Genomic DNA, 22,035 nt, shown 5'->3' with positions numbered 1-22,035 from the left:
CCGCATCGCCGTGGTGACGCCGCAACGCCACGACGAACACCCCGCCCCGGCCGGCATGAAGCTCGCCGCCAAGGGCCTGGACTTCTACTACGGCGACTTCCACGCGCTGAAGAACATCAATCTGGATATCCCGGAAAAGCGGGTCACCGCGCTGATCGGTCCCTCCGGCTGCGGCAAGTCCACCCTGCTGCGCGTCTTCAACCGCATCTATTCGCTGTACCCCAAGCTGCGCGCGACCGGCGAGGTACTGCTGGACGGCGACAACATCCTCGACGCCAAGTACCCGATGAACCGCCTGCGCAGCAAGGTGGGTATGGTGTTCCAGAAGCCGGTGCCGTTCCCCATGACGATCTACGAGAACGTCGCCTACGGCATCCGCCACCACGAACGCCTGGGCAAGGCCGACATGGACGTACGCGTCGAACAGGCGCTGCGCCAAGCCGCCCTGTGGGACGAGGCCAAGGACAAGCTGAAGCAGAGCGCGCTGGGCCTGTCCGGCGGCCAGCAGCAGCGCCTGTGCATCGCACGCGCCGTCGCGCTGCGTCCGGACGTGATCCTGCTGGACGAACCGACCTCGGCACTGGACCCCATCTCGACCAGCAAGATCGAGCAGCTGATCGAGGAACTGAAGCACCAGTACACCATCGCCATCGTCACCCACAACATGCAGCAGGCGGCGCGCGTCTCGGACTACACCGCCTTCATGTACCTGGGCGAGCTGGTGGAGCACGACGTCACCTCGACGATCTTCTCCAACCCCGGCAAGCAGCAGACGGAAGACTACATTACGGGCAGGTTCGGCTGATGCTGGAACCCGTGAATCGTGATTGGGGACTGGTGATTCGCGAAAGCGAGCACCCCAGCATGAAACGGCACCGGTTCATCCCATCACGAATCACCAATCCCTAATCACTAATCACGGCCTCCCCATGAACACCCAACCGAACGACCATATCGTGAAGAGTTACGACGAAGAACAGCGCCGCATCGTGGCCGAGATCGTGCGCATGGGCGAGACCGCCGTGGCCCAGCTGGAAGCCGCGCTGGACGTGGTCGAACGCCGGGACGACAAGGCCGCCCAGCGCATCATCGCCAACGACGAGGCCATCGACGCCATCGAGCACCAGGTCAGCCACGACGTGATGCACCTGGCCCTGCGCGGCCCAATGGCGCGCGACCTGCGCGAGATCCTCGCCGGCCTGCGCATCCCGGCCGACATCGAACGCATCGGCGACTACGCCGCCAACGTGGCCAAGCGCTCCATCGCGCTGAACGTTTCGCCGCCGATGCCGCAGATCACCGGCCTGCGCGCGCTGGGCAAGCTGGCGGCCCGGCAGGTCCGCGACGTGCTGGTGGCCTACCAGAACGGCGACGCCGAGCAGGCCGTGCAGGTGCGCGCGCGCGACGCCGAACTGGACGCGCACTACACCGCGCTGTTCCGCGAACTGCTGACCTACATGATGGAAGACCCGCGCAACATCACGCCGTGCACCCATCTGCTGTTCATGGCCAAGAACCTGGAACGGATCGGCGACCATGCCACTAACATCGCCGAGAACGTGTGGTTCCTGGTGCATGGCGACCAGCCGCTGCCGCCCCGCGACAAGCGTGACGAGACCAGCACCACCGGCGCGGTCTGACCGTACCGCAGCGCAGCACCGGAACGCCCCGCCCCGCGGGGCGTTTCCGTTTCCACCCGGCGCGCATACGAACCGCTAACAAGGCGCGGCTACAATCCCGGCACGCCGGTGCGGATCCCCCGCACCTTCCCGGGAGAGAGACCAGATGTCCAAGACCACCACCAAACCCGCCGCCGTGGCCGTCGCGCTGGCCGGCGGCATCCTGCTGGCCGGCTCGAGTTTCGCGATGGAACCCCTGGCGCAGGGCTACCTGCTGGCCGCACCCGAGGCCGCGAAGGCCGGCGAAGGCAAATGTGGGGAAGGCAAGTGCGGCGAGGGCAAATGCGGCATGGCCAAGGCCGATACCGACAAGGACGGCAAGGTCTCGCAGGCCGAGTTCGCTGCCGCCCATCCGGACAAGGCCGCCGACTTCGCCGGCATCGACACCAACAAGGATGGCTTCATCGACGCCGCCGAGCACAAGGCCCATGCCGGCGCCAAGGGGGCCGAGGGCAAATGCGGTGAAGGCAAGTGCGGCGAGGGCAAGTGCGGCGGCGACAAGAAGACCGGCGACAAGTGAGTCCGTGAGCGCGGACCCCGGCATCGTGGCCGGGATCCGGCTCCGCACCGCATGACGACACGCCTTCCCTCCGCGTCCGCAGGCCTGGGCCTGCGGCGCGCCCTGCTCGACGACCTGCGGGGAGCACCCGCGGGCACGTTCGACTTCCTCGAATGCGCGCCGGACAACTGGATCGGGGTCGGTGGCCGTCTTGGGGAAGCCCTGCACGACCTTTCATCGCAATATCCGCTGACCTGCCACGGACTGTCGCTGTCGCTCGGCGGCATGGCCCCGCTGGACGACACCTTCCTCGCCCGCACGCGCCGCTTCCTCGACCAGCACGACGTCGTCCTGTACAGCGAGCACCTGAGCTACTGCGCGGACGACGGACATCTGTACGACCTGATGCCGATCCCGTTCACCGAGGAGGCCGTGCACCATGTCGCCGCGCGCATCCGCCAGGCGCAGGATGCGCTGGGCCGGCGCATCGCGGTGGAGAACGTCTCCTACTACGCGGCCCCCTATCAGGCGATGGCGGAAGCCAACTTCATCGATGCGGTGCTGGAAGAGGCCGATTGCGGCCTGCTGCTGGACGTCAACAACCTCTTCGTCAATGCCATCAACCATGGTTACGACGCACGGGATTTCCTGGTCCGCATGCCGTCGGCGCGGATCGTCTCGTATCACGTCGCCGGTCATTACGACGAAGCCGACGACCTGAAGGTGGACACGCACGGTGCGCCGGTGAAGGACGACGTGTGGTCGCTGCTGGCGCTGGCCTACGAACGGCACGGCGTGCACCCCACCCTGCTGGAGCGCGATTTCAACTTCCCGCCGCTGGCCGAACTCGCCACGGAAGTACAGCGCATCCGCGACCTGCAATCCGCACACACCGGCACGGCGGCGCGCATGGCCCATGGCTGACACCCTGCAAGAACAGCAGTTCGCGCTCTCCCGCCACCTGCGCGACCCCTCTCATCCACCGCCGCCCGGCATCGAGGAACGTCGGCTCGCGATCTATCGCGACCTGTTCTTCAACAACATCGAGAGCCTGCTGGCGGGCAATTTCCCGGTGATCCGGCAAACGCTGGGCGACGACGCCTGGCGCCGCCTCGTGCGCAGCTTCTATGCCCGGCATCGTAGCCAGACACCGTTGTTTCCCGAAATCGCGCGCGAGTTCATCCGCTACCTGGAAACCCGCACCGGCGACGGCGACCCGCCGTGGCTGCGCGAACTGGCGCATTACGAATGGGTGGAACTGGCGCTGCAGATCGCCGACGACGCCACGCCGCCGCACGATCCCCACGGCGACCTGCTCGCGGACGTGCCCGTCGTGTCGCCCTTTGCCTGGGCACTGGCCTACCAGTGGCCCGTGCACCGCATCGGTCCGGACTTCCAGCCCGACCTACCGCCGCCGGAGCCGACCCTGCTGCTGGTACGCCGCGACGCCAGCCACCAGGTGCGCTTCGCCGCGATCTCGCCGCTGGTCTATCGCCTGATCGAACTGCTCGGCGAAGGCGGCCGCAGCGGTGGCGACATACTGCGGCACCTGGCGACGGAAGCGGGCGTGGATGACGTGCCGGCCTTCGTCGACCAGGGAGCCGCGATGCTCGTGCGCATGCGGCAGGAAGGCACGTTACTAGGCACCGTCCCGCCTGCACGGTAGGAGCGACGTGAGTCGCGACCGCACGGCTTGGGCGACCACGAATTGTGGCACGCCGAGGGCGGGGGCATCGCTTCTTCCCTTCCTGCAGCGCATCCATTGTCACTGGAGCGGCAGGCTGACGGTCGCGACTTACGTCGCTCCTACAACGGAACGGGTTCTCGGCGGGTTTTCAGCCGGGGAAGCGCCCTCGCCCTCTGCTACCCTTTCCACATGGAAAACACCGCCGAACCCGTCCGCACCACCCCCATGGCCCGCCGCTTCCGCGGCTACCTGCCCGTCGTGGTGGACGTGGAGACCGGCGGCTTCGACTGGAACCGCCACGCCCTGCTCGAACTGGCCGCCGTGCCGCTGGATCTGGACGAGAACGGCCTGCTGGTGATGGGCTCCACCTCCAGCGTGCACCTGCACCCGGCGCCCGGCACCGAGATCGACCCCAAGTCGCTCGAGGTCACCGGGATCGACCTGGATCATCCGTTCCGCTTCGCCAAGCACGAGAAGGAGGCGCTGGACCATGTGTTCGCGCCGGTGCGCGCGGCGGTGAAGAAGCACGGCTGCCAGCGCGCGATCCTGGTGGGCCACAACGCGCACTTCGACCTGAACTTCCTCAATGCGGCGGTGGCGCGGGTCGGCCACAAGCGCAACCCGTTCCATCCCTTCAGCGTGTTCGACACGGTGACGCTGGCCGGCGTGGCCTATGGCCAGACCGTACTGGCGCGGGCCGTCGTCGCCGCCGGCTTCGACTGGAACGCCGAAGACGCGCACTCCGCCGTCTACGATGCCGAGCAGACGGCGCGCCTGTTCTGCACCATCGCCAACGCCTGGCCCAAGCCGCTGGGCTGAAGCGCCCCGCCCGGCGACCCTGCCACTGACCGCGCTCCAGGCCGACATCGTCGCCCGGCGGATCGGCGTCATCGTCATTGCGTCCACCGCTTCCGGCAGGCCGGGCGTGGTGTCCTGCTGCCATCTCCGTACGACCTGGCGCGCTATCGCGCCCTGCCCGCCTAGCCTTCGCCGCTGCCCGCCGAGTCCACCGGCGGCCGTGCGGTCATCGCCGCGCCCGCCGATGCGACGATGATCGCGCCGATCGCCAGCCACTGCAGCACGCTGAGTTGTTCGTGCAGGAACAGCAGGCCGCACAGTGCACCGATGGCGGGTTCCAGGCTCATCAGCATGCCGAAGGTCCGCGTCGGCAGTTTCGTCAGCGCCACCATCTCCAGGCTGTAGGGCAGCGCGGTGGACAACAGCGCCACGCCGAACGCGATGGGCAGCAGCGCGGGCGAGAGCAGCGCGGTGCCCGCATGCGCCACGCCGAACGGCACCGCGACCAGTGCGGCGATGGAGGTGCCCAAGGCGACGGTCTGCGGTCCGTGGTCGTTGCCGGCCTTCTGCCCGAACACGATGTACAGCGCCCAGCACGTACCCGCGCCGAGCGCATAGGCCGCACCGACGGGATCCAATGCCTGCGTACCCTGCTCAGGTACCAGCAGCACCAGCCCCAGCACGGCCAGTGCGACCCAGACCACGTCGCGCAGGTGGCGCGAGCCGAACAGCGCCACCGCCAACGGACCGGTGAACTCCAGCGCGATGGCGATGCCCAGCGGCACCGTTTCCAGCGACTTGTAGAACATCAGGTTCATCAGGCCCAGCGAGATGCCGTACGCCAGCAACGCGGGCCACTGGTGCCGCTGGACACGCATGCGCCAAGGGCGGAACACCGCGACCAGCAGCAGCGTCGCCAGGGCCAGGCGCAGCGCGGTTGCGCCCGTCGCACCGACGGCGGGAAACAGATGCTTGGCCAGCGCTGCGCCCGACTGGATGGAGACCATGGCGACGAGCAGCAGGGCGATCGGCTGCCAGCGCGAGGCGGCGGGAGAAGACGAGACGAAGTTCATGGGGAAAACGGCCTGCCAGGGCACGCGGAGCGCCCTGTGCTTGTGGGGGGATACGATTGCGCACTATATTGCGCAATCGAAGCTTAACTTATGCGCAATATATTGCGCAACCCCTCTCCATGAGCGTACTTGAACACGTGGCCGAGAACGTCCGCCGCCTGCGGACCGCCGCCGGCCTCAGCCAGCAAGCCCTGGCCGAGACGGCGGACGTCAGCCGGCGGATGCTGGTCGGCATCGAATCCGGCGACGCCAATGTCAGCCTGAACACCCTGGACCGCATCGCTGAAGCCCTGCAGGTCAGCTTCGCCGACCTGGTGAAGGCGCCTGCCCGGGATCTGCGCAGGATCGAAGCCCTCGCCTGGAGCGGCAGTACGCCCGGCTCGCAGGCCGTGCTGTTGGCCACCGCGCCCGCGGCGCACGATGTCGAACTCTGGGCCTGGACGCTGATGCCCGGCGATCGCTACACCTCGGGCGCCGATCCTGCCGGCTGGCACGAGATGTTCTACGTCATGGACGGTCAGCTGACGGTGGAACTGCCCAGTGGCGAGCAGGTGATCGACGCGGGCGATTTCTTCGTCTTCCCCAGCGACTGCCGCTACGCCTACCGCAACGACGGCCAGACGCCCCTGCGCTTCATCCGCAACGTCGTGCACTGAGCGACGTGCGCACTACTTCGCCGGGGCGATACCGTGCCGGCGCAGGATATCGCGCACGCGGTCCAGCGGAATCGCTTCGACCGTCTCGCCGTTGCCGCTGACCGTGGTCGCCATGAAGACCGCGTTGTAGATCGCTTCCTCGACGGCTTCCACGCTGGCCTGGAACACCGCGCTCATCTGCTCGTTGGCCAGTTCCGAGGTGTCCAGCTTCGGGGCGTCGAAAGCACGGCGGACCGAGTCCGCGGTGGAGAACGCGAGCACATAGTCGCCACTGCCGTTGGACGCCGAGCTGCCGGTGCGTCCGAGTCCCATCATGCCGCGCGAGGCGAGCCGCCGCAGATTGCGGTCGCCCAGCGGCGCGTCGGTGGCGATGACGATGATGATGGAGCCGTCGCCGCGGTCATCGGCACGGCCGCGCGCACCGTCCGCCTTCACCGCCACGGCGTTCTGGAAGGCGTAGCGGTCGAGTTCGCGTCCGACCGGCGCACCGGAGACCTGCAGCACGCCTCCGAAATTGGCCTGCACGAGCACACCCACCGTCCATCCACCCAGCGACGCGGGCAGCCTGCGCGAGGAGGTGCCGATACCGCCTTTCCAGCCGAACGCCACGGTGCCGGTGCCCGCCCCCACGCTGCCTTCCTGCACAGGGCCGCCACTGGCCGTCTCCAGCGCGCGCCGCACCGCCTGGGCGGTGACGGGGCGCGCACGGATGTCGTTGAGGCCGCCATCGTTGGTCTCGCCGACCACCACGTTGAGCGACCGTACCTGCTGCATGTCCGGACGCTCCAGCATCCAGGCCGCCATCGCATCGGCCGCCTTCCACACGCACAAGGTGCAGGTCAGCACGATGGGCGTTTCCAGTTCGCCCAGTTCGTTCACCTGGGTGCTGCCGATGAACTTGCCGAAGCCGTTGCCGACATGCACGGCGGCAGGCACGCGCGAACGGTAGGGATTGCCGGAATGCGGCAGGATGGCGGTGACGCCGGTGCGCACGGTGTCGCCTTCCACCAAGGTCACCTGGCCGACGCGCACGCCCGCCACGTCGGTGATCGCGTTGTGCGTGCCAGGGGCGAAGATGCCCGGCGCCACGCCGAGGTCGCGTGCACGCGCGCGGGGCGCGTCCTGCGCGAAGGTGCCGGCGGAAACGACGGCCAGCAGCAACGCCGCCAGCCGGATCGGAGAACGGTGCGGCGCTGCAGGCATGCGGATTCCCTTATTGGCGTTGACGGACGGCTTCGAACAGGGTGACGCCGGCGGCGACCGACACGTTGAGGCTTTCGATCTCGCCGGGCATGGGAATCTTCACCAGGCCATCGCAGTGCTCGCGCGTCAGCCGGCGCAGGCCGTCGGCTTCGCCGCCCAGCACCAGCGCGACGTTGCCGCGCAGGTCGAGCGAATACAGCGACGCCTCCGCTTCACCCGCCAGGCCGTAGATCCAGACGCCGAGCTGCTGCAGGTCGCGCAGGCAGCGCGACAGGTTGGTGACCTGCACCACCGGGATGCGGTCGGCCGCACCGGCCGAGGTCTTGCGTACGGTGGCGTTGACGCCCACCGACTTGTCCTTGGGGATGACCACCGCGGTGACGCCGGCGCCGGCGGCGCTGCGCAGGCACGCGCCCAGGTTGTGCGGGTCCTGCACGCCGTCCAGCACCAGCAGCAGCGCCTTGCCTTCGGCGGCTTCCACCAGGCCCTGCAGCTCGCCCTCGTCCCAGGTCTTGGCGGCGGCATAGCGGGCGGCGACGCCCTGGTGGCGCAACGAGCCGGCCACGCCGTCCAGCGCTTGCCCGGTGACGCGGCGCACATCGATGCCCTTGCGGCGCGCGTTCTCTTCGATCTCGGTCAGGCGCGCGTTCTTGCTGCCACCCTCGACCAGCACCTCGCGCACGTTGTCGGCATCGTTCTCGATGGCCGAGGCCACCGCGTTGACGCCGACGATCCACTGGTTCTGCTTGCTCATGCGCTGTACGGCCGCGTTGGGAAGGCCGGCATTATCGCATCGACCACCCGGTCAGCGCGGCGGCCAGGCCGGCGTGTCGTGGTCCGGATGCTGGAAGGAGACCACGCCGGCGAGGAAGGCCGCCGCGGCCTCGTCCTCCTCGGTACGCCGCTGCGGCAGCGCCGGCAGGTCGTCCACATAGGGCAGCTTGCCTTCCACGCCGTACTGCACCCACGGGGCCAACCCGACCGGATCGTCGAATGCGCCCGCCGCCACCGCCACGCCGTCCGGTGCCTCGTAGGTCAACGGCGTGCCGCAGTCGGCGCAGAAGCCGCGGCGGACCACGTTGGACGACTGGAACCGCTTCGGCTCGCCGCGCGTCCATTCCAGTACCGCGCCGCGCGTGGACACCAATGGCGCGTAGTACGCACCGAAGGCTTTCTGGCACATGCGGCAATGGCAGATGGAAGCGTCGTTCAGGTCGCCGGTGATGCGGAAGCGGATGGCGCCACATTGGCAGCCGCCGGTGTGGATCTGGTTGGACATGGGGACATCATCCTGGAAGATGCTACGCCGTGCTGTGGGGCCGTGATCGAGCTGCGTCCCTCTGCAACCCCGTTCGTCATCCCGGCGCACGCCGGGATCCATCTTGATCCTGCTCTTGCCTTTGGATCTCGGGATAAGAAGCAAGATCAAAATGGGTCCCAGCTTGCGCTGGGACGACGACGTACTTGCTCAATACTTCCGCTTCTTCCGCTTGGCCGGCTGGCCACGTGGCGGGGGCGGCGGCAGGCCCTGGTCCTGCTTGTCCTCGACCAGGCGGAAGTCGATCTTGCGCTCTTCCAGGCTGGCCTTCAGCACGATGATGCGCACCCGGTCGCCCAGCCGGAACGACATGCCGCGACGCTCGCCGGACAGCGTCTTGCGGAGCGGATCGAAGTGGTAATAGTCGTGCGGCAGCTGGGTCACGTGGACCAGCCCGTTGACCTTGGACTGGTCCAGCTCCACGAACAGGCCGAAGCTGGTGACGCCGCTGATGACGCCGTCGAACTGTCCGCCGACATGCTGCTCCATCCAGGCCGCGCGGTAGCGTTCGTCGACCTCGCGTTCGGCTTCGTCGGCACGGCGCGCACGTTCCGAACACTGCAGCGACAGCGCCGCCATCTCGTGTTCGGAATACTGGAATTTCTCCGGCTTTCCCCTGGTCAGCGCATATTTGATGGCGCGGTGCACGAGCAGGTCGGGATATCGCCGGATCGGCGAAGTGAAGTGCGCATAGGCTTCCAGCGCCAGACCGAAGTGACCGGCATTGTCCGGCGAGTAGACCGCCAGGCTCTGGCTGCGCAGCACCACCGATTCCAGCAGGGCCACGTCGGGACGCTCACGGATCTTCTTCAGCAACTGGGTGAAATCCCGTGGCTGCACCTTGCCCCAGGGCGGCAGGCTCAACTTGAATTCCTTGAGGAACTCGAGCAGGTCGGCGTACTTGGATTCCGGCGGCCGGTCGTGCACGCGGTACGGCGCGGGAATGCGCGCGCCCAACAGGAACCGGGCGGCTTCGACGTTGGCCGCGATCATGCATTCCTCGATCAGCTTGTGAGCATCGTTCCGCTGCAGCATGCCGGCCTGGGTGACTTCCCCGCGATTGTCCAGTTCGAAGCGGACTTCGGACGTCTCGAATTCGATCGCGCCGCGCTTCTCTCGCGCCTTGGCCAGCAGGCCATACAGTTCGTGCAGGCGCTCGACGTGCGGCAGCAACGCGCCGATGGACTGGCGGGCCTCGGCGTCGCCCTCGCCCACCGCCTTCCACACCTGGTCGTAGGTCAGGCGTGCGTGCGAACGCATCACCGCCTCGTAGAACTTCGACTGGGTGACTTCGCCCTCGCTGTTGACCTGCATGTCGCAGACGAAGCACATGCGGTCCACTTTCGGATTCAGCGAGCAGATGCCGTTGGACAGGGTCTCCGGCAGCATGGGCACCACGAAACCCGGGAAGTACACCGACGTCGCACGCTTCTGCGCTTCATCGTCCAGCGGCGTGCCGGGACGCACGTAGTGCGAGACATCGGCGATGGCCACGACCAGGCGGTAGCCGCTGCGGTTCTTCATGCGCAGGCCCTGGCGATTGCTCTCGCAATACACCGCATCGTCGAAGTCCTTCGCGTCGGCGCCGTCGATGGTCACCAACGGCATGTCGCGCAGGTCGACGCGGTCGCCGATCATCGTCGGCTCGACCACCAGCGGCACCGCGGTGGCCTCGTCCAGCACCTCCTGCGGGAACTCGTGCGGCAGGTTGTGGCCGTGGATCGCAGCCTCCACCACCAGCGACGGTGTCAGGCTGTCGCCCAGCACCGCGATGACCCTGCCGATGGGCGGACGACGCGCATCCGGCGCCTGGGTCAGCTCGACCACCACCAGCTGGCCGTCGCGCGCGCCGCCGGTGGCGTCCTGCGGGATCTGCACGTTGCGCTGGATGCGCTTGTCGTCCGGCGCCACGTAGGCGATGCCGACCTCGAAGCCGAAACGGCCGATCAGCCGGGTGACCCCGCGTTCCAGCACGCGCGCGATGCTGCCTTCGCGGCGGCCGCGCCGGTCGATGCCGGTGACGTTGGCCAACGCACGGTCGCCATGCATGACCTTGCGCATTTCATAGGGCGGCAGGAACAGGTCGTCGCCGCCGCCGGTGTCGGGCCGCAGGAAGCCGAAACCGTCCGGATTGGCGATCACCGTGCCGGCGATCAGCGCGGTGTGCTGCACCGGCGCGAAACCGCCGCGCCGGTTCTGCACCAGTTGTCCGTCGCGGACCATCGCGCCCAGGCGCTTGGACAGGGCCTCGAAGCGGTCGGGTGCCTGCAGGCCCAGCGGGCCGGCGATCTCCTCGGCCGTCTGCGGTCCCTCGGCGGCCTCGAGGAAACCAAGGATGGCCTCGCGGCTGGCGATGGGCTGGTCATAGCGTTGCGCCTCGCGTTGCGCGTGCGGGTCGACGAAACGCCCCGACGTGCGCGTGGGCGCGGCGCGGCGCGTGGCCGGCGCCGAGGACCTCGCCCCACCGCCGGTCGGCGGGAGGTCGGGCATCCAGGGGGGGAGGCTCTTCCCGGTCTTGGCGGGTTTGCCCGATCGCTGCCCGGCACTCTTCGTGCGCGGGGTGCTTCCCTTGCCGGCGCCGCTCTTGCCGCCGTTACGTGTGGTTTTCTTGGTCATGCGTCGATGGTACACCCCGGCTGAACAACGCCATGCGAAAACACCCGTTGACATTCCTCCGCCCGGTCCGCAAAATGCGCGCCTCGCTTACCTGCCCAGGTGGCGGAATTGGTAGACGCACTAGTTTCAGGTACTAGCGGGTAAAACCGTGGAGGTTCGAGTCCTCTCCTGGGCACCACGCATCACGAAGACCCTCGCGCAAGCGGGGGTTTTTCGTTTCCGGCGTCCGGACGCCTCACACACGCATGCCGGCAACCGAAGTAGGCTGATGGCCGGCCGTCAGGCGGCACCTTTCCCCCGGGGCACGCATGGAGTTCCAACAGATCCTTTTCCTGGTCATCCTGGCGGTCACGCTGGGACTGTTCATCAGCGAGAAGCTGCGCATCGACCTGGTGGCGCTGCTGGCCCTGCTGGCGCTCACCCTGACCGGGATCCTGGGACCGAAGGACGCGCTGGCCGGCTTCGCCAGCGAACCGGCGATCATCGTCGCCGCGGTGTTCGTGCTGTCGGCCGGCCTGTCGGCCACCGGCATCACCGACCGCATCGGCGCCGGCATCGGCCGGGCCGCAGGCGGCAGCGAGTGGCGCACCATCGCCGTGGTCATGCCGGCCACGGCGGCGCTGGCGGCGTTCTCGCACCACGTGATGGTCACGGCGATGATGCTGCCCATCCTGATGCGCATCGCGCGCGAGCAGAAGCTGGCCGCATCGCGCCTGCTGATGCCCATGTCGCTGGCCGCATCGCTGGGCACCACGCTGACGCTGTTCAGCGCACCGGCATTCCTGTTGTCCAACGACCTGATCAAGCGTGCCGACCTGCCCGCGCTGGACATCTTCGCCATCACCCCCATCGGCATCGCGCTGGTGCTGCTGGGCACGGTGTACATGCTGCTGGCGCGCTGGCTGGTGCCCAAGCGCGACGGGGAAACGCCGCAGGGGGATTACCTGAAGCTGGACCGCTACTACACCGAGCTGCTGGTGGAAGCGGAGTCGCCCTGGGTCGGCAAGACCCGCGGCGACTTCTCGGACGCGTTCAAGGATCGCCTGCAGGTGGTCGACTGGCTGCGCCACGGCATGCGTCGCCGCCACCAGCACCCCGAAAGCCCGTTGGCCGCCGGCGATGTGCTGCTGGTGCGCGCCTCGCCAGACGAGATCGCCTCCATCCGCGACGAGCCCGGCCTGGCCCTGCACGCCGTGGCCAAGTACGGCGATACCCCCGGCGAGCGCCCCAAGTCCGAAGCGCTGGGCGACGAACAGCTGGTGCAGGCGGTCGTGGCGCCCCATTCGGAGTTCGTCGGCCGCAGCGTGGCCGACATCGACTTCCTGCGCAATCTCGGCGTGGTGGTGGTGGGCCTGTGGCGCCGCGAGGGCTGGCTGCACGGCGAACTGTCCGAAACCGTGCTGCAGGAAGGCGACCTGCTGGTCCTGTGGGGCCAGCAAGAGAACCTGGAACCGCTGGCGACCCACCACGGTTTCCTGATGCTGATGCCGTTCAGCGGCCGGGAGAAGTCGCGCCGGCGCGCACCGGTGGCGCTGCTGATCATGGCGGCCGCCGTGGCCGCCGCGGCCACCGAGACGCTGGCGCCGCACATCGCGTTCCTGGCGGGGGCGGTGGCGATGGTGCTGACGCGCTGCGTGGACATCGAACGCGCCTACCAGGAAATCGACGTGCGCATCTTCGTGATGATCGGCGGGGTGATCCCGCTGGGCATCGCCATGGAAAAGACCGGCACCGCCGCACTGGTGGCCGACCTGCTGCTGCACCACGCCGCGCACTGGTCACCGCTGGTGCTGCTGCTGGTGATGTTCGGTACGGCCGCGCTGCTGACCCAGATCCTGTCCGATGCCGCCACCACGGTGCTGCTGGCGCCGATCGCGCTGGCGCTGGCCACGGGACTGGGCTTGAACCCGGTGCCGTTCGTGGTCTGCACGGCGATGGGGGCGGTGGCGTCGTTCCTCACCCCTATCGGCCACCACGGGAACCTGCTGATCCTCAATCCCGGCCGCTACACCTTCGGCGATTTCCTCCGCGTGGGCGCCCCCCTCACCCTGGCCATCGCCTTCACCACCGCCTGGCTGGCACGCTGGCTGTGGCTGGGCGGACCGCTGCTGCCGGGTATCGGCGGCTGAGACGGGGCGGCGGGTAGAATGGCCGGGTTTTCCGACCCGCAGACCGTACGCCCGCAATGACCGAAACGATCCGCCCCACCTTCCACGGCTTCGAGCAGATCCCGCTGCGCGAGTACGCCGAGCGCGCCTACCTCGACTACTCGATGTACGTGGTGCTGGACCGCGCCCTGCCCTTCATCGGCGACGGGTTGAAGCCGGTACAGCGGCGCATCGTCTATTCGATGAGCGAGCTGGGCCTGAACGCCGGTGCGAAACCGAAGAAGTCCGCGCGCACCGTCGGCGACGTGATCGGCAAGTACCACCCGCACGGCGACAGCGCCTGCTACGAGGCGCTGGTGCTGATGGCGCAGCCGTTCTCGTACCGCTATCCGCTGATCGAAGGCCAGGGCAACTTCGGCTCGCCGGACGACCCGAAGTCGTTCGCGGCCATGCGTTATACCGAATCCAAGCTCACCCCCATCGCCGAAGTGCTGCTGGGCGAACTGGGCCAGGGCACGGTGGATTGGACGCCGAACTTCGACGGCACGCTGGAAGAGCCGACCTGGCTGCCCGCGCGCCTGCCGCACCTGCTGCTCAACGGCACCACCGGCATCGCCGTCGGCATGGCCACCGACGTGCCGCCGCACAACCTCAACGAGATCGTCAGCGCCTGCATCCGCCTGATCGACGATCCTGACGCGACCGTGGCCGACCTGTGCGAGCACGTGCGCGGCCCGGATTACCCCACCAAGGCGGAGATCATCACCGCGGCGTCCGACCTGCGCACGATGTACGAGAACGGCACCGGCAGCGTCCGCGCACGCGCCGTGTGGCGCAAGGACAACGCCAACATCGTCATCGAGGCCTTGCCCTACCAGGTCTCGCCGTCCAAGGTGATCGAGCAGATCGCCGCGCAGATGCGCGCCAAGAAGCTGCCGTGGCTGGAGGACATCCGCGACGAATCCGACCACGCCAATCCGGTGCGCGTCGTCCTGATCCCGCGTTCCAGCCGCGTGGACGCGGAGCAGCTGATGGGCCACCTGTTCGCGACCACCGACCTGGAGAAGAGCTACCGCGTCAACCTCAACATCATCGGGCTGGACGGGCGTCCGCAGGTCAAGAACCTGAAGATGCTGCTGACCGAATGGCTGGCGTTCCGCAGCGACACGGTGACGCGCCGCCTCAAGCACCGGCTGGACAAGGTCGATCGCCGCCTGCACCTGCTGGAAGGTTTGCTGGTCGCGTTCCTCAACCTGGATGAGGTCATCCGCATCATCCGTACCGAGGACGAGCCGAAGGCGGCGCTGATCGCGCGCTTCGCGCTGAGCGAGGAACAGGCCGACTACATCCTCGACACCAAGCTCAAGCAGCTCGCCCGCCTGGAGGAAATGAAGATCCGCGGCGAGCAGGACGAACTGCAGGCCGAGCGCGAGAAGATCGCCGGTATCCTGGAGTCGAAGGCCAAGCTGAAGAAGCTGATCAAGGACGAGCTGACCGCCGACGCGAAGAAGTTCGGCGATGCGCGTCTGTCGCCGCTGGTGCAGCGCGATGCCGCCCAGGCCCTGGACGAAACCGAACTGGTCGCCAGCGAGCCGATGACGGTGGTGCTGTCGGAGAAGGGCTGGATCCGCGCCGCCAAGGGCCACGACGTCGACGCGGCCACGCTGTCGTACCGCGACGGCGACGGCCTGCTGGCGGCGGTGCGCTCGCGCAGCACGCAGCAGGTGGCCTTCCTCGATTCGGAAGGCCGCAGCTACTCCACCGCCGTGCACACGCTGCCCTCGGCGCGTGGCAATGGCGAACCGCTGACCGGCCGCTTCTCGCCGGCGGCGGGCGCGTCGTTCCAGGCCCTGGCCAGCGGCGACAACGACAGCCGCTTCGTGCTGGCGTCCTCGCACGGCTACGGCTTCGTGACCCGCTTCGAGAACCTTACCGGGCGCCAGAAGGCGGGCAAGGCGATGCTCAACCTGACCCCGGGCGCGGGCGTCCTGCAGCCGGCCCAGGTATCGAACGTGGACACCGACCGCATCGTCGCGGTGACCAGCGCCGGCCACCTGCTCGCATTTCCCGTGAGCGAACTGCCGGAACTGGACAAGGGCAAGGGCAACAAGCTGATCGACATCCCGAAGGCCAAGCTGGGTACCGAGCGCGTGGTCGCGATCGCGGCGGTGACGCCGGGCAGCACGTTGCTGGTGAAAAGCGGCCAGCGCACGATGAGCCTGTCGTTCAAGGATCTGGACGAATATGTCGGCGCACGTGCGACACGGGGCGGATTGTTGCCGCGGGGGTGGCAGAAGGTCGACGGACTGGACGTCCAGTGATTCACCGCATGGGCGCGCTGCGGCGCGCCTGCGTCGAGCGAGCTCGACGTTACACCGGGTTGCCACCTTGTTCAGTGGAGTAAGCGCGGGATGGATGCGAACTTCTGGTTGCAGCGCTGGCAGGAAGGCCAGATCGGCTTCCATCGCAGCGACGTGATGCCGCTGCTGGAAAAGCACTGGCCCTCGCTGCAGCTGCCGGTGGGTAGCCGCGTGCTGGTGCCGCTGTGCGGGAAATCGCTCGACATGCACTGGCTAGCGGCGCGGGGCCATCGTGTGTTGGGCGTGGAGCTGTCGCCGCTGGCGGTGACGCAGTTCTTCGAGGAAGCCGGGCTGGAACCAGTGCGGACCACCAGCCGCTATGGCGAGCACTTCAGCGCGGGTCCGGTGGAAATCATCCTGGGCGATGCATTCGGGCTGGATCCGGCGCTGCTCGCGGAGGTGGCCGGGGTGTACGACCGCGCGGCGCTGATCGCACTGCCGCCGGACCTGCGCCTGCGCTATCGCGACACGGTCTATGCATCGCTTCCCGCCGGATGCCAGGGACTGCTCATCACGCTGGAGTATCCGCAGGCCGAGAAGGCGGGTCCGCCATTCTCGGTGGAACAGCCCGAGGTCGGATCGCTGTTCGCTGCGCCGTGGCGGCAGACGCTGCTGGAACGGCGCGACATCCTGGACCAGGAGCCGCGCTTCCGCGAAGAAGGCCTGAGCGCGCTGGCGACGGCCGTGTACCACCTGACGAACGGACGCCTGTAGGAGCGGGCCATGCCCGCGATGCTCTTGCGTACCGGCGTCGACAGCATCGCGCCTAGGGGGCGCTCCTGCCGCCAGCGCGGCATCTTGCGCAACGGTCAGGAAATACGAGGCTAATGCCGAGCGCCAGACCCGCGGTTACGTGGCGGCCGGTTCGCCGTCGAGCTTGGAGGTCAGGTACAGCGCGATGCCCAGGCGCTTGATCAGGCCCAATTGCTGTTCCAGCCAGTGCGCGTGGTCTTCTTCCGTATCCTTGAGCTGCGCCAGCAGGATTTCGCGGCTGACGTAGTCGCCGTGCTGTTCGCACAGCGCCATGCCCTTGGCCAGGTGCGCGCGCACCGCGTACTCGACCTCCAGGTCGCGCTGCAGCATCTCCTCGACGGTCCTGCCGGCCGTGAAGGCGTCCGGACGCATGTCCGGGTCGCCCTCCAGGAACAGGATGCGGCGCAGCAGCGCGTCGGCGTGCTGGGTTTCTTCCTGCATTTCGTGGTCGATGCGGTGGAACAGCGCCTTCAGGCCCATGTCCTCGTAGCGTCTCGAGTGGATGAAGTACTGGTCGCGCGCGGCCAGTTCGCCGCGCAACAGGAACTTGAGGTATTCAACGACGTCCGGGTGGCCTTTCATGGGGGTACGGCTCCTGTAGCAAGGCGCACAGGATGCCCGATCCCGCCGGCCGGCGGCCGAATCGGAATCAGTCGCGTTCGTCGTCGCACCGCGGCGTGGACCGTCATCGCTTCCGTGGAATAATCGCCGCGCCCGCCCCTAGCCTCAGGACCCGCCATGCTGAAGTGGACCCGGCGCATCGCGCTGCTGCTGTTGGCCCTGGTCGTACTGGCGGTTCTGGTCGCATGGTGGATGCTGCGGGGAAGCCTGGCGCAGTTGGAGGGCGCATCGGACCTGGCGGGACTGTCGGCGCCCGTCAGCGTGCAGCGCGACGCTCTGGGCGTGGTCACCATCGATGCGGCCAGCGAATCCGATGCCGTCCGCGCGCTCGGCTACGTGCATGCGCAGGAACGCTATTTCGAAATGGACCTGATGCGCCGCAGTTCGGCGGGCGAGCTGGCCGAGCTGTTCGGCCCCATCGCCATCGGCCTGGACAAGGAGCGGCGCGTGCACCGGATCCGCGCGCGCGTGTCGGCCAACCTCGAGGCATTCGCGGGCAACCGCATGCTCCCGCTGCAGGCCTATGCCGACGGCGTCAACGCTGGTCTCGGCGACCTGCGCGCCAGACCCTGGCCCTATCTGCTGCTGCGACAGGAGCCGCGTCGCTGGGACGTGCTGGATTCGGCGCTGACGGGCTACGCGATGTATTTCGACCTGCAGGATGCGCAGAACGTGCGCGAGCTGGGCCTGTGGCAGATCCGCCGGCATGTCCCGCAAGGCCTGTACGACCTGCTTGCGCACGATGGCACCGAATGGGATGCGCCCCTGTTCGGGGAACCGCGCGGCAATGCCGCGCTGCCGGACGCCCGCCGGGTGGACCTGCGCACGCTGCCGATGCCGAAGACGGATTCCCACCGGCGCCTGGCCGACAAGGGCACGCCCGGCAGCAACAACTGGGCGGTCGCCGGCGCACTGACGGCCGATGGCCGTGCCATCGTCGCCGACGACATGCACCTGGGACTGCGCGCGCCGGGCATCTGGTTCCGCGTGCGCCTGCGCTATCCCGACCCGCATGCGCCGGGCGGCAAGGTCGACGTCTCCGGCTTCAGCCTGCCCGGCCTGCCTGCGATCGTCGTGGGCAGCAACGGACGCGTCGCCTGGGGCTTCACCAACAGCTACGCGGACACCGCCGACTGGTATCCGGTAGTCCCGTGCGAAGGCCACGTCAGCGCGGGCTGCGAGCCCGTCACGCGCCATGCCGAGACGATCAAGGTCGCCGGTGGCGAAGACGTGCCGTTCGAGGTATTCGATACCCGGCACGGCCCGATCGTCCATGCTGCGAAGGGGGACCGTCCCGCACTGGCGCTGCGCTGGGTGGCGCAATTGCCGGGCGCACTGAACTTCGGCCTGTCGGACCTGGCACGGGCCGGCGACCTGTCCGCCGCCCTCGCCGTGGCCCAACGCACCGCTACGCCTGCACAGAACCTGGTCGTGGCCGACCGCAATGGCCGCATCGCGTGGCGCATCCTGGGCCCGTTGCCGTCGCGCGCGGGCGCGTGCGCGCACGCGCTCGACCGGGCAGTCGGCATGCCGCACGACGACGACACGGCAGCATCCTGCACGCCCTGGGACCTGTCCTATCAGCTCTCGCCCGTGCTGACGTCGCCGGAGAACCACCGCCTGTGGACCGCCAACGCACGCGTGATCGAAGGCGATGCGCTGGCGCGCGTCGGCGACGGCGGCTATGCGCTGGGTGCGCGCGCGAAGCAGATCCGCGATGGACTGATGGCGAAGGACCGCTTCACCGAGAGAGACCTGCTGGCGATCCAGCTCGACGACCGCGCATTGTTCCTGGAACGCTGGTGGACGCTGCTGCAGGATGAAGCGGAGAAGCGGCCGGCGGATTCCGCCATCAAGGCCCTCGCCGAGGCCGGCAAAACCTGGGACGGCACCGCGAGCGTCGATTCGGTGAGCTACCGCCTGGTGCGCGCCTGGCGCCTCGCCGTGCACGCGCGCATCGCCGACGGCCTGACGGCGCCCGCACAGGCGGCACTCGGCGACGACTTCGTCATGCCCGATCTGCCGCAGCTGGAAGGCGTGGTTTGGCCGCTACTCGAACAGCGTCCGGCCCACCTGCTCTCGCGCCGCTACAAGAACTGGGACGCGCTGTTGGAAGATGCCGCGAAGGAAGTGCGCGACGACCTGGCCGACCAGGGGCCACTGGCCGAGCGCCGCTGGGGGGAGCGCAACACGGCCAGGATCTGCCACCCGCTTGCCGACGCCCTGCCCGCCTTCCTGAAGCCCCGGCTCTGCATGCCGGGCGAAGCGCTCGCCGGCGACGGCGCCATGCCCCGCGTACAGGGACCGGCTTTCGGTGCGTCCGAGCGCATGGTGGTGTCGCCCGGACGCGAGGCCGACGGCATCATCCACATGCCGGGCGGCCAGAGCGGCCACCCGATGTCGCCGTTCTGGGGGGCGGGCCATGACGACTGGGTGCACGGCCGACCGACGCCCTTCCTGCCCGGCGAAGCGACCCACACACTGACGCTGCGACCCGCCAACACTCGACCCAGATAACGATCCGTCATCGCCAGCCCCTGCTGGCGGAAGAAGCTGAGCGGGTCGAAATAGCCCCGCTGGAACACGATGCGGCCATCGCGCACCTGGAAGAAGCCGCAGCCCCGCAGTCCAGGCGGATCGCGCTACTCCGGGACGGCCCATCCACCATCCTCGAGGATCGGTTCCGCCTCGCACACCATCGTTGCGCGCGCGAATCCGGTGCGGAACAGGGTCGCGGTCGACTCGAGGCCGTGCAGCGGATCGGTCAACACCGGGTGATGGGCGGTATCGTCCTCGTAAAGCGCCGACAGGCCGTCGACGTCCGCGGCTTTGAAACGACGTGCCCATTTGCGCACGACGTCCAAAGGGACATCGTCAGCCTGCCTGCAATGCGGACGCATGCACGCCTGCGACAGCGCGGCCCGACGGATCGGCCATCGTCGCGAAGCTGGCGTCCCAGGCGATGGCGGCCGGCGACGAACACGCGATCGACTTGCCGCCCGGCACCGTCTCGGCGCAGGCCTGGCCCGGGTAGTGCTGTTCGAACAGCGTGCGGTAGAAGTAGGCTTCCTTGGTCTGCGGCGGATTGACCGGGAAGCGCTTGTCGGCCGCCGCCAGTTCGCGGTCGCTGACCTGCGCCTCGGCATGCGCCTTCAGACCGTCGATCCAGCCATAGCCCACGCCATCGCTGAACTGCTCCTTCTGCCGCCACAGGATCGACGCCGGCAGGTAGCCGTCGAAGGCCTCGCGAAGCACGCCCTTCTCCATGCGCCGTGCGCCATCGTTTGTCTTGTCGATCATCTTATGCGCGGCGTCCATCCTCATCGCGACGTCGAGGAATTCGACGTCCAGGAAAGGCACGCGCGGCTCCACGCCCCACGCCATCATCGATTTGTTGGCCCGCAGGCAGTCGTAGTTGTGCAGCGCGTCCAGCTTGCGCACCAGTTCCTCGTGGAATTCACGCGCGTTCGGCGCCTTGTGGAAGTACAGGTAGCCGCCGAAGATCTCGTCGCTGCCCTCGCCGGACAGCACCATCTTCACGCCCATGGCCTTGATCCGCCGCGCCAGCAGATACATCGGCGTGGACGCGCGGATGGTGGTGACGTCGTAGGTCTCGATATGACGGATCACCTCGGGAATCGCATCCAGGCCCTCCTGGAAGGTGTAGGTGAAGCCATGGTGCACGGTGCCCAGCGCCTTCGCCGCGACTTCGGCGGCGGCCAGGTCGGGCGAGCCCTCCAGGCCGATGGCGAAGGAGTGCAGCCGCGGCCACCAGGCTTCCGTCGCGTCGTTGTCCTCGATGCGATGGCGCGCGTAGCGTGCGGCGACCGCCGCGACCAGCGACGAATCCAGTCCACCGGACAGCAGCACGCCGTAGGGCACGTCGGTCATCAACTGCCGGTGCACGGCGCGCTCGAAGGCCTCTCGCAGTTCGTCCTTCGATACCTGCACGCCTTCGACGGCCGCGTAGTCGCGCCAGGGCTTCCGGTAGTACTTCACCAGTTCCCGCGTCGTCGTGTCGTAGTAATGACCCGGCGGGAACTGCGCCACGTCGGCGCAGATCGGCGCCAGCGCCTTCATCTCGGAGGCCACGCACAGACGACCCTCGCGGTCGTGCCCCCAGTACAGGGGGCAGACGCCGATCGGATCGCGTGCGATCAGCGCGCGGCCGGCGGCCTTGTCCCACAGCGCAAAGGCGAAGATGCCGTTGAGGCGGTTGAGGAACGACTCCGGCGTATCTTCGCGATACAGCGCGTTGATGACTTCGCAGTCCGAACCGGTCTGGAAGGCATAGTCCTGCACCAGTTCCGCCTTCAGTTCGCGATGGTTGTAGATTTCGCCATTGACGGCCAGGACCAGTTCGCCGTCGGCCGAGCGCAGGGGTTGCGAACCGCCGGCCGGGTCGACGATGGCCAGCCGCTCGTGCACGAGGATGGCGCCCTCATCGTGGTACACGCCGCTCCAGTCGGGCCCGCGGTGGCGCTGCTTCTGGGACAGCTCCAGCGCCTGCCGTCGCAGGGCCGCAATGTCGTCGCCGGGCTGCAGCCCGAAGATGCCGAAGATGGAACACATGGGGGAAAGCTCCTGAGTGGGGTCGGTGACGGGAGCCGGAAACGAAGAAACCCGCATCTCGCGATGCGGGTTTCTGGTATCCGGCAGGTCTT

At 68.1% G+C, this 22,035-nt stretch carries 19 protein-coding genes and 1 tRNA gene; 12 read left to right on the top strand and 8 right to left on the bottom strand.

Annotated elements, in window-relative coordinates; genetic code table 11:
- Window positions 1-55: 55 nt before the first annotated feature.
- The 6 genes from pstB (at window position 56) to rnt (ending at window position 4,684) form a co-directional block, all read left to right on the top strand.
- Complete coding sequence (gene pstB / locus V8246_RS10470) at window positions 56-805, top strand: phosphate ABC transporter ATP-binding protein PstB (RefSeq protein WP_336189094.1); 750 nt, start codon at window positions 56-58, stop codon at window positions 803-805.
- Between the two features lie 124 nt (window positions 806-929).
- The gene (gene phoU / locus V8246_RS10465) at window positions 930-1,640 is read left to right on the top strand and encodes a phosphate signaling complex protein PhoU (protein WP_336189038.1); all 711 of its coding nucleotides are present in this window, start codon (window positions 930-932) and stop codon (window positions 1,638-1,640) included.
- A gap of 145 nt (window positions 1,641-1,785) precedes the next feature.
- Window positions 1,786-2,199: a hypothetical protein gene (locus tag V8246_RS10460; protein WP_336189037.1), complete on the top strand. Its 414-nt coding sequence runs from the start codon at window positions 1,786-1,788 to the stop codon at window positions 2,197-2,199.
- A 51-nt stretch (window positions 2,200-2,250) separates the two neighbouring features.
- On the top strand, window positions 2,251-3,102 hold the full coding sequence (locus V8246_RS10455) for a DUF692 domain-containing protein (RefSeq protein WP_336189036.1): 852 nt from the start codon (window positions 2,251-2,253) through the stop codon (window positions 3,100-3,102).
- Window positions 3,095-3,844, top strand: a complete 750-nt coding sequence (locus tag V8246_RS10450) for a putative DNA-binding domain-containing protein (protein WP_336189035.1) — start codon at window positions 3,095-3,097, stop codon at window positions 3,842-3,844. The genes V8246_RS10455 and V8246_RS10450 overlap by 8 nt, the downstream gene beginning before the upstream one ends.
- Before the next feature lie 210 nt (window positions 3,845-4,054).
- A complete protein-coding gene (gene rnt / locus V8246_RS10445) occupies window positions 4,055-4,684 on the top strand; it encodes a ribonuclease T (protein WP_336189034.1) in 630 nt (209 codons plus the stop codon).
- A gap of 161 nt (window positions 4,685-4,845) precedes the next feature.
- Here the strand turns inward: rnt and rhtA are convergent, their stop codons facing one another.
- Entirely contained in the window at window positions 4,846-5,736 is an 891-nt protein-coding gene (gene rhtA, locus V8246_RS10440) for a threonine/homoserine exporter RhtA (RefSeq protein ID WP_336189033.1), read from the bottom strand.
- Window positions 5,737-5,855: 119 nt separating this feature from the next.
- Here rhtA and V8246_RS10435 point away from each other — a divergent pair, with 119 nt between their 5' ends.
- Entirely contained in the window at window positions 5,856-6,392 is a 537-nt protein-coding gene (locus tag V8246_RS10435) for an XRE family transcriptional regulator (RefSeq protein WP_245124598.1), read from the top strand.
- A gap of 12 nt (window positions 6,393-6,404) precedes the next feature.
- On the opposite strand, the gene V8246_RS10430 is transcribed toward V8246_RS10435, so the two are convergent.
- The 4 genes from V8246_RS10430 to rnr form a co-directional block, all read right to left on the bottom strand.
- Complete coding sequence (locus V8246_RS10430; protein WP_336189032.1) at window positions 6,405-7,595, bottom strand: P1 family peptidase; 1,191 nt, start codon at window positions 7,593-7,595, stop codon at window positions 6,405-6,407.
- A 10-nt stretch (window positions 7,596-7,605) separates the two neighbouring features.
- Complete coding sequence (gene rlmB, locus V8246_RS10425) at window positions 7,606-8,349, bottom strand: 23S rRNA (guanosine(2251)-2'-O)-methyltransferase RlmB (protein ID WP_185896673.1); 744 nt, start codon at window positions 8,347-8,349, stop codon at window positions 7,606-7,608.
- A 51-nt stretch (window positions 8,350-8,400) separates the two neighbouring features.
- A complete protein-coding gene (locus V8246_RS10420; protein WP_336189031.1) occupies window positions 8,401-8,874 on the bottom strand; it encodes a GFA family protein in 474 nt (157 codons plus the stop codon).
- A 189-nt stretch (window positions 8,875-9,063) separates the two neighbouring features.
- Complete coding sequence (gene rnr, locus V8246_RS10415; RefSeq protein ID WP_336189030.1) at window positions 9,064-11,529, bottom strand: ribonuclease R; 2,466 nt, start codon at window positions 11,527-11,529, stop codon at window positions 9,064-9,066.
- A 93-nt stretch (window positions 11,530-11,622) separates the two neighbouring features.
- Between rnr and V8246_RS10410 the strand changes: the two genes are divergently transcribed.
- From V8246_RS10410 to V8246_RS10395, 4 genes are all read left to right on the top strand, one after another.
- Window positions 11,623-11,707, top strand: a tRNA-Leu gene (locus V8246_RS10410).
- 130 nt (window positions 11,708-11,837) lie between these two features.
- Window positions 11,838-13,658 (top strand): SLC13 family permease, encoded by a 1,821-nt coding sequence (locus V8246_RS10405; protein WP_336189029.1) that lies wholly within the window; start codon window positions 11,838-11,840, stop codon window positions 13,656-13,658.
- Window positions 13,659-13,714: 56 nt separating this feature from the next.
- Complete coding sequence (gene parC / locus V8246_RS10400; RefSeq protein ID WP_336189028.1) at window positions 13,715-15,958, top strand: DNA topoisomerase IV subunit A; 2,244 nt, start codon at window positions 13,715-13,717, stop codon at window positions 15,956-15,958.
- 90 nt (window positions 15,959-16,048) lie between these two features.
- Window positions 16,049-16,711 carry a thiopurine S-methyltransferase gene (locus tag V8246_RS10395; protein WP_336189026.1) on the top strand — a complete coding sequence of 221 codons (663 nt, stop codon included), beginning with the start codon at window positions 16,049-16,051 and terminating at the stop codon, window positions 16,709-16,711.
- Between the two features lie 135 nt (window positions 16,712-16,846).
- On the opposite strand, the gene bfr is transcribed toward V8246_RS10395, so the two are convergent.
- A complete protein-coding gene (gene bfr, locus V8246_RS10390) occupies window positions 16,847-17,332 on the bottom strand; it encodes a bacterioferritin (protein ID WP_336189025.1) in 486 nt (161 codons plus the stop codon).
- A gap of 156 nt (window positions 17,333-17,488) precedes the next feature.
- Between bfr and V8246_RS10385 the strand changes: the two genes are divergently transcribed.
- On the top strand, window positions 17,489-19,888 hold the full coding sequence (locus V8246_RS10385) for a penicillin acylase family protein (protein WP_336189024.1): 2,400 nt from the start codon (window positions 17,489-17,491) through the stop codon (window positions 19,886-19,888).
- A gap of 125 nt (window positions 19,889-20,013) precedes the next feature.
- Here V8246_RS10385 and V8246_RS10380 read toward each other — a convergent pair whose 3' ends face one another.
- Both V8246_RS10380 and asnB read right to left on the bottom strand, forming a co-directional pair.
- Window positions 20,014-20,235 (bottom strand): nuclear transport factor 2 family protein, encoded by a 222-nt coding sequence (locus tag V8246_RS10380; RefSeq protein WP_336189023.1) that lies wholly within the window; start codon window positions 20,233-20,235, stop codon window positions 20,014-20,016.
- A 10-nt stretch (window positions 20,236-20,245) separates the two neighbouring features.
- Window positions 20,246-21,943 (bottom strand): asparagine synthase B, encoded by a 1,698-nt coding sequence (gene asnB / locus V8246_RS10375; protein WP_336189022.1) that lies wholly within the window; start codon window positions 21,941-21,943, stop codon window positions 20,246-20,248.
- Between the last annotated feature and the right edge of the window lie 92 nt (window positions 21,944-22,035).

Source organism: Pseudoxanthomonas sp. F11 (assembly GCF_037046485.1).
Classification (GTDB): Bacteria; Pseudomonadota; Gammaproteobacteria; order Xanthomonadales; family Xanthomonadaceae; genus Pseudoxanthomonas_A.
This window is presented reverse-complemented; position numbering and strand designations above follow the sequence as displayed.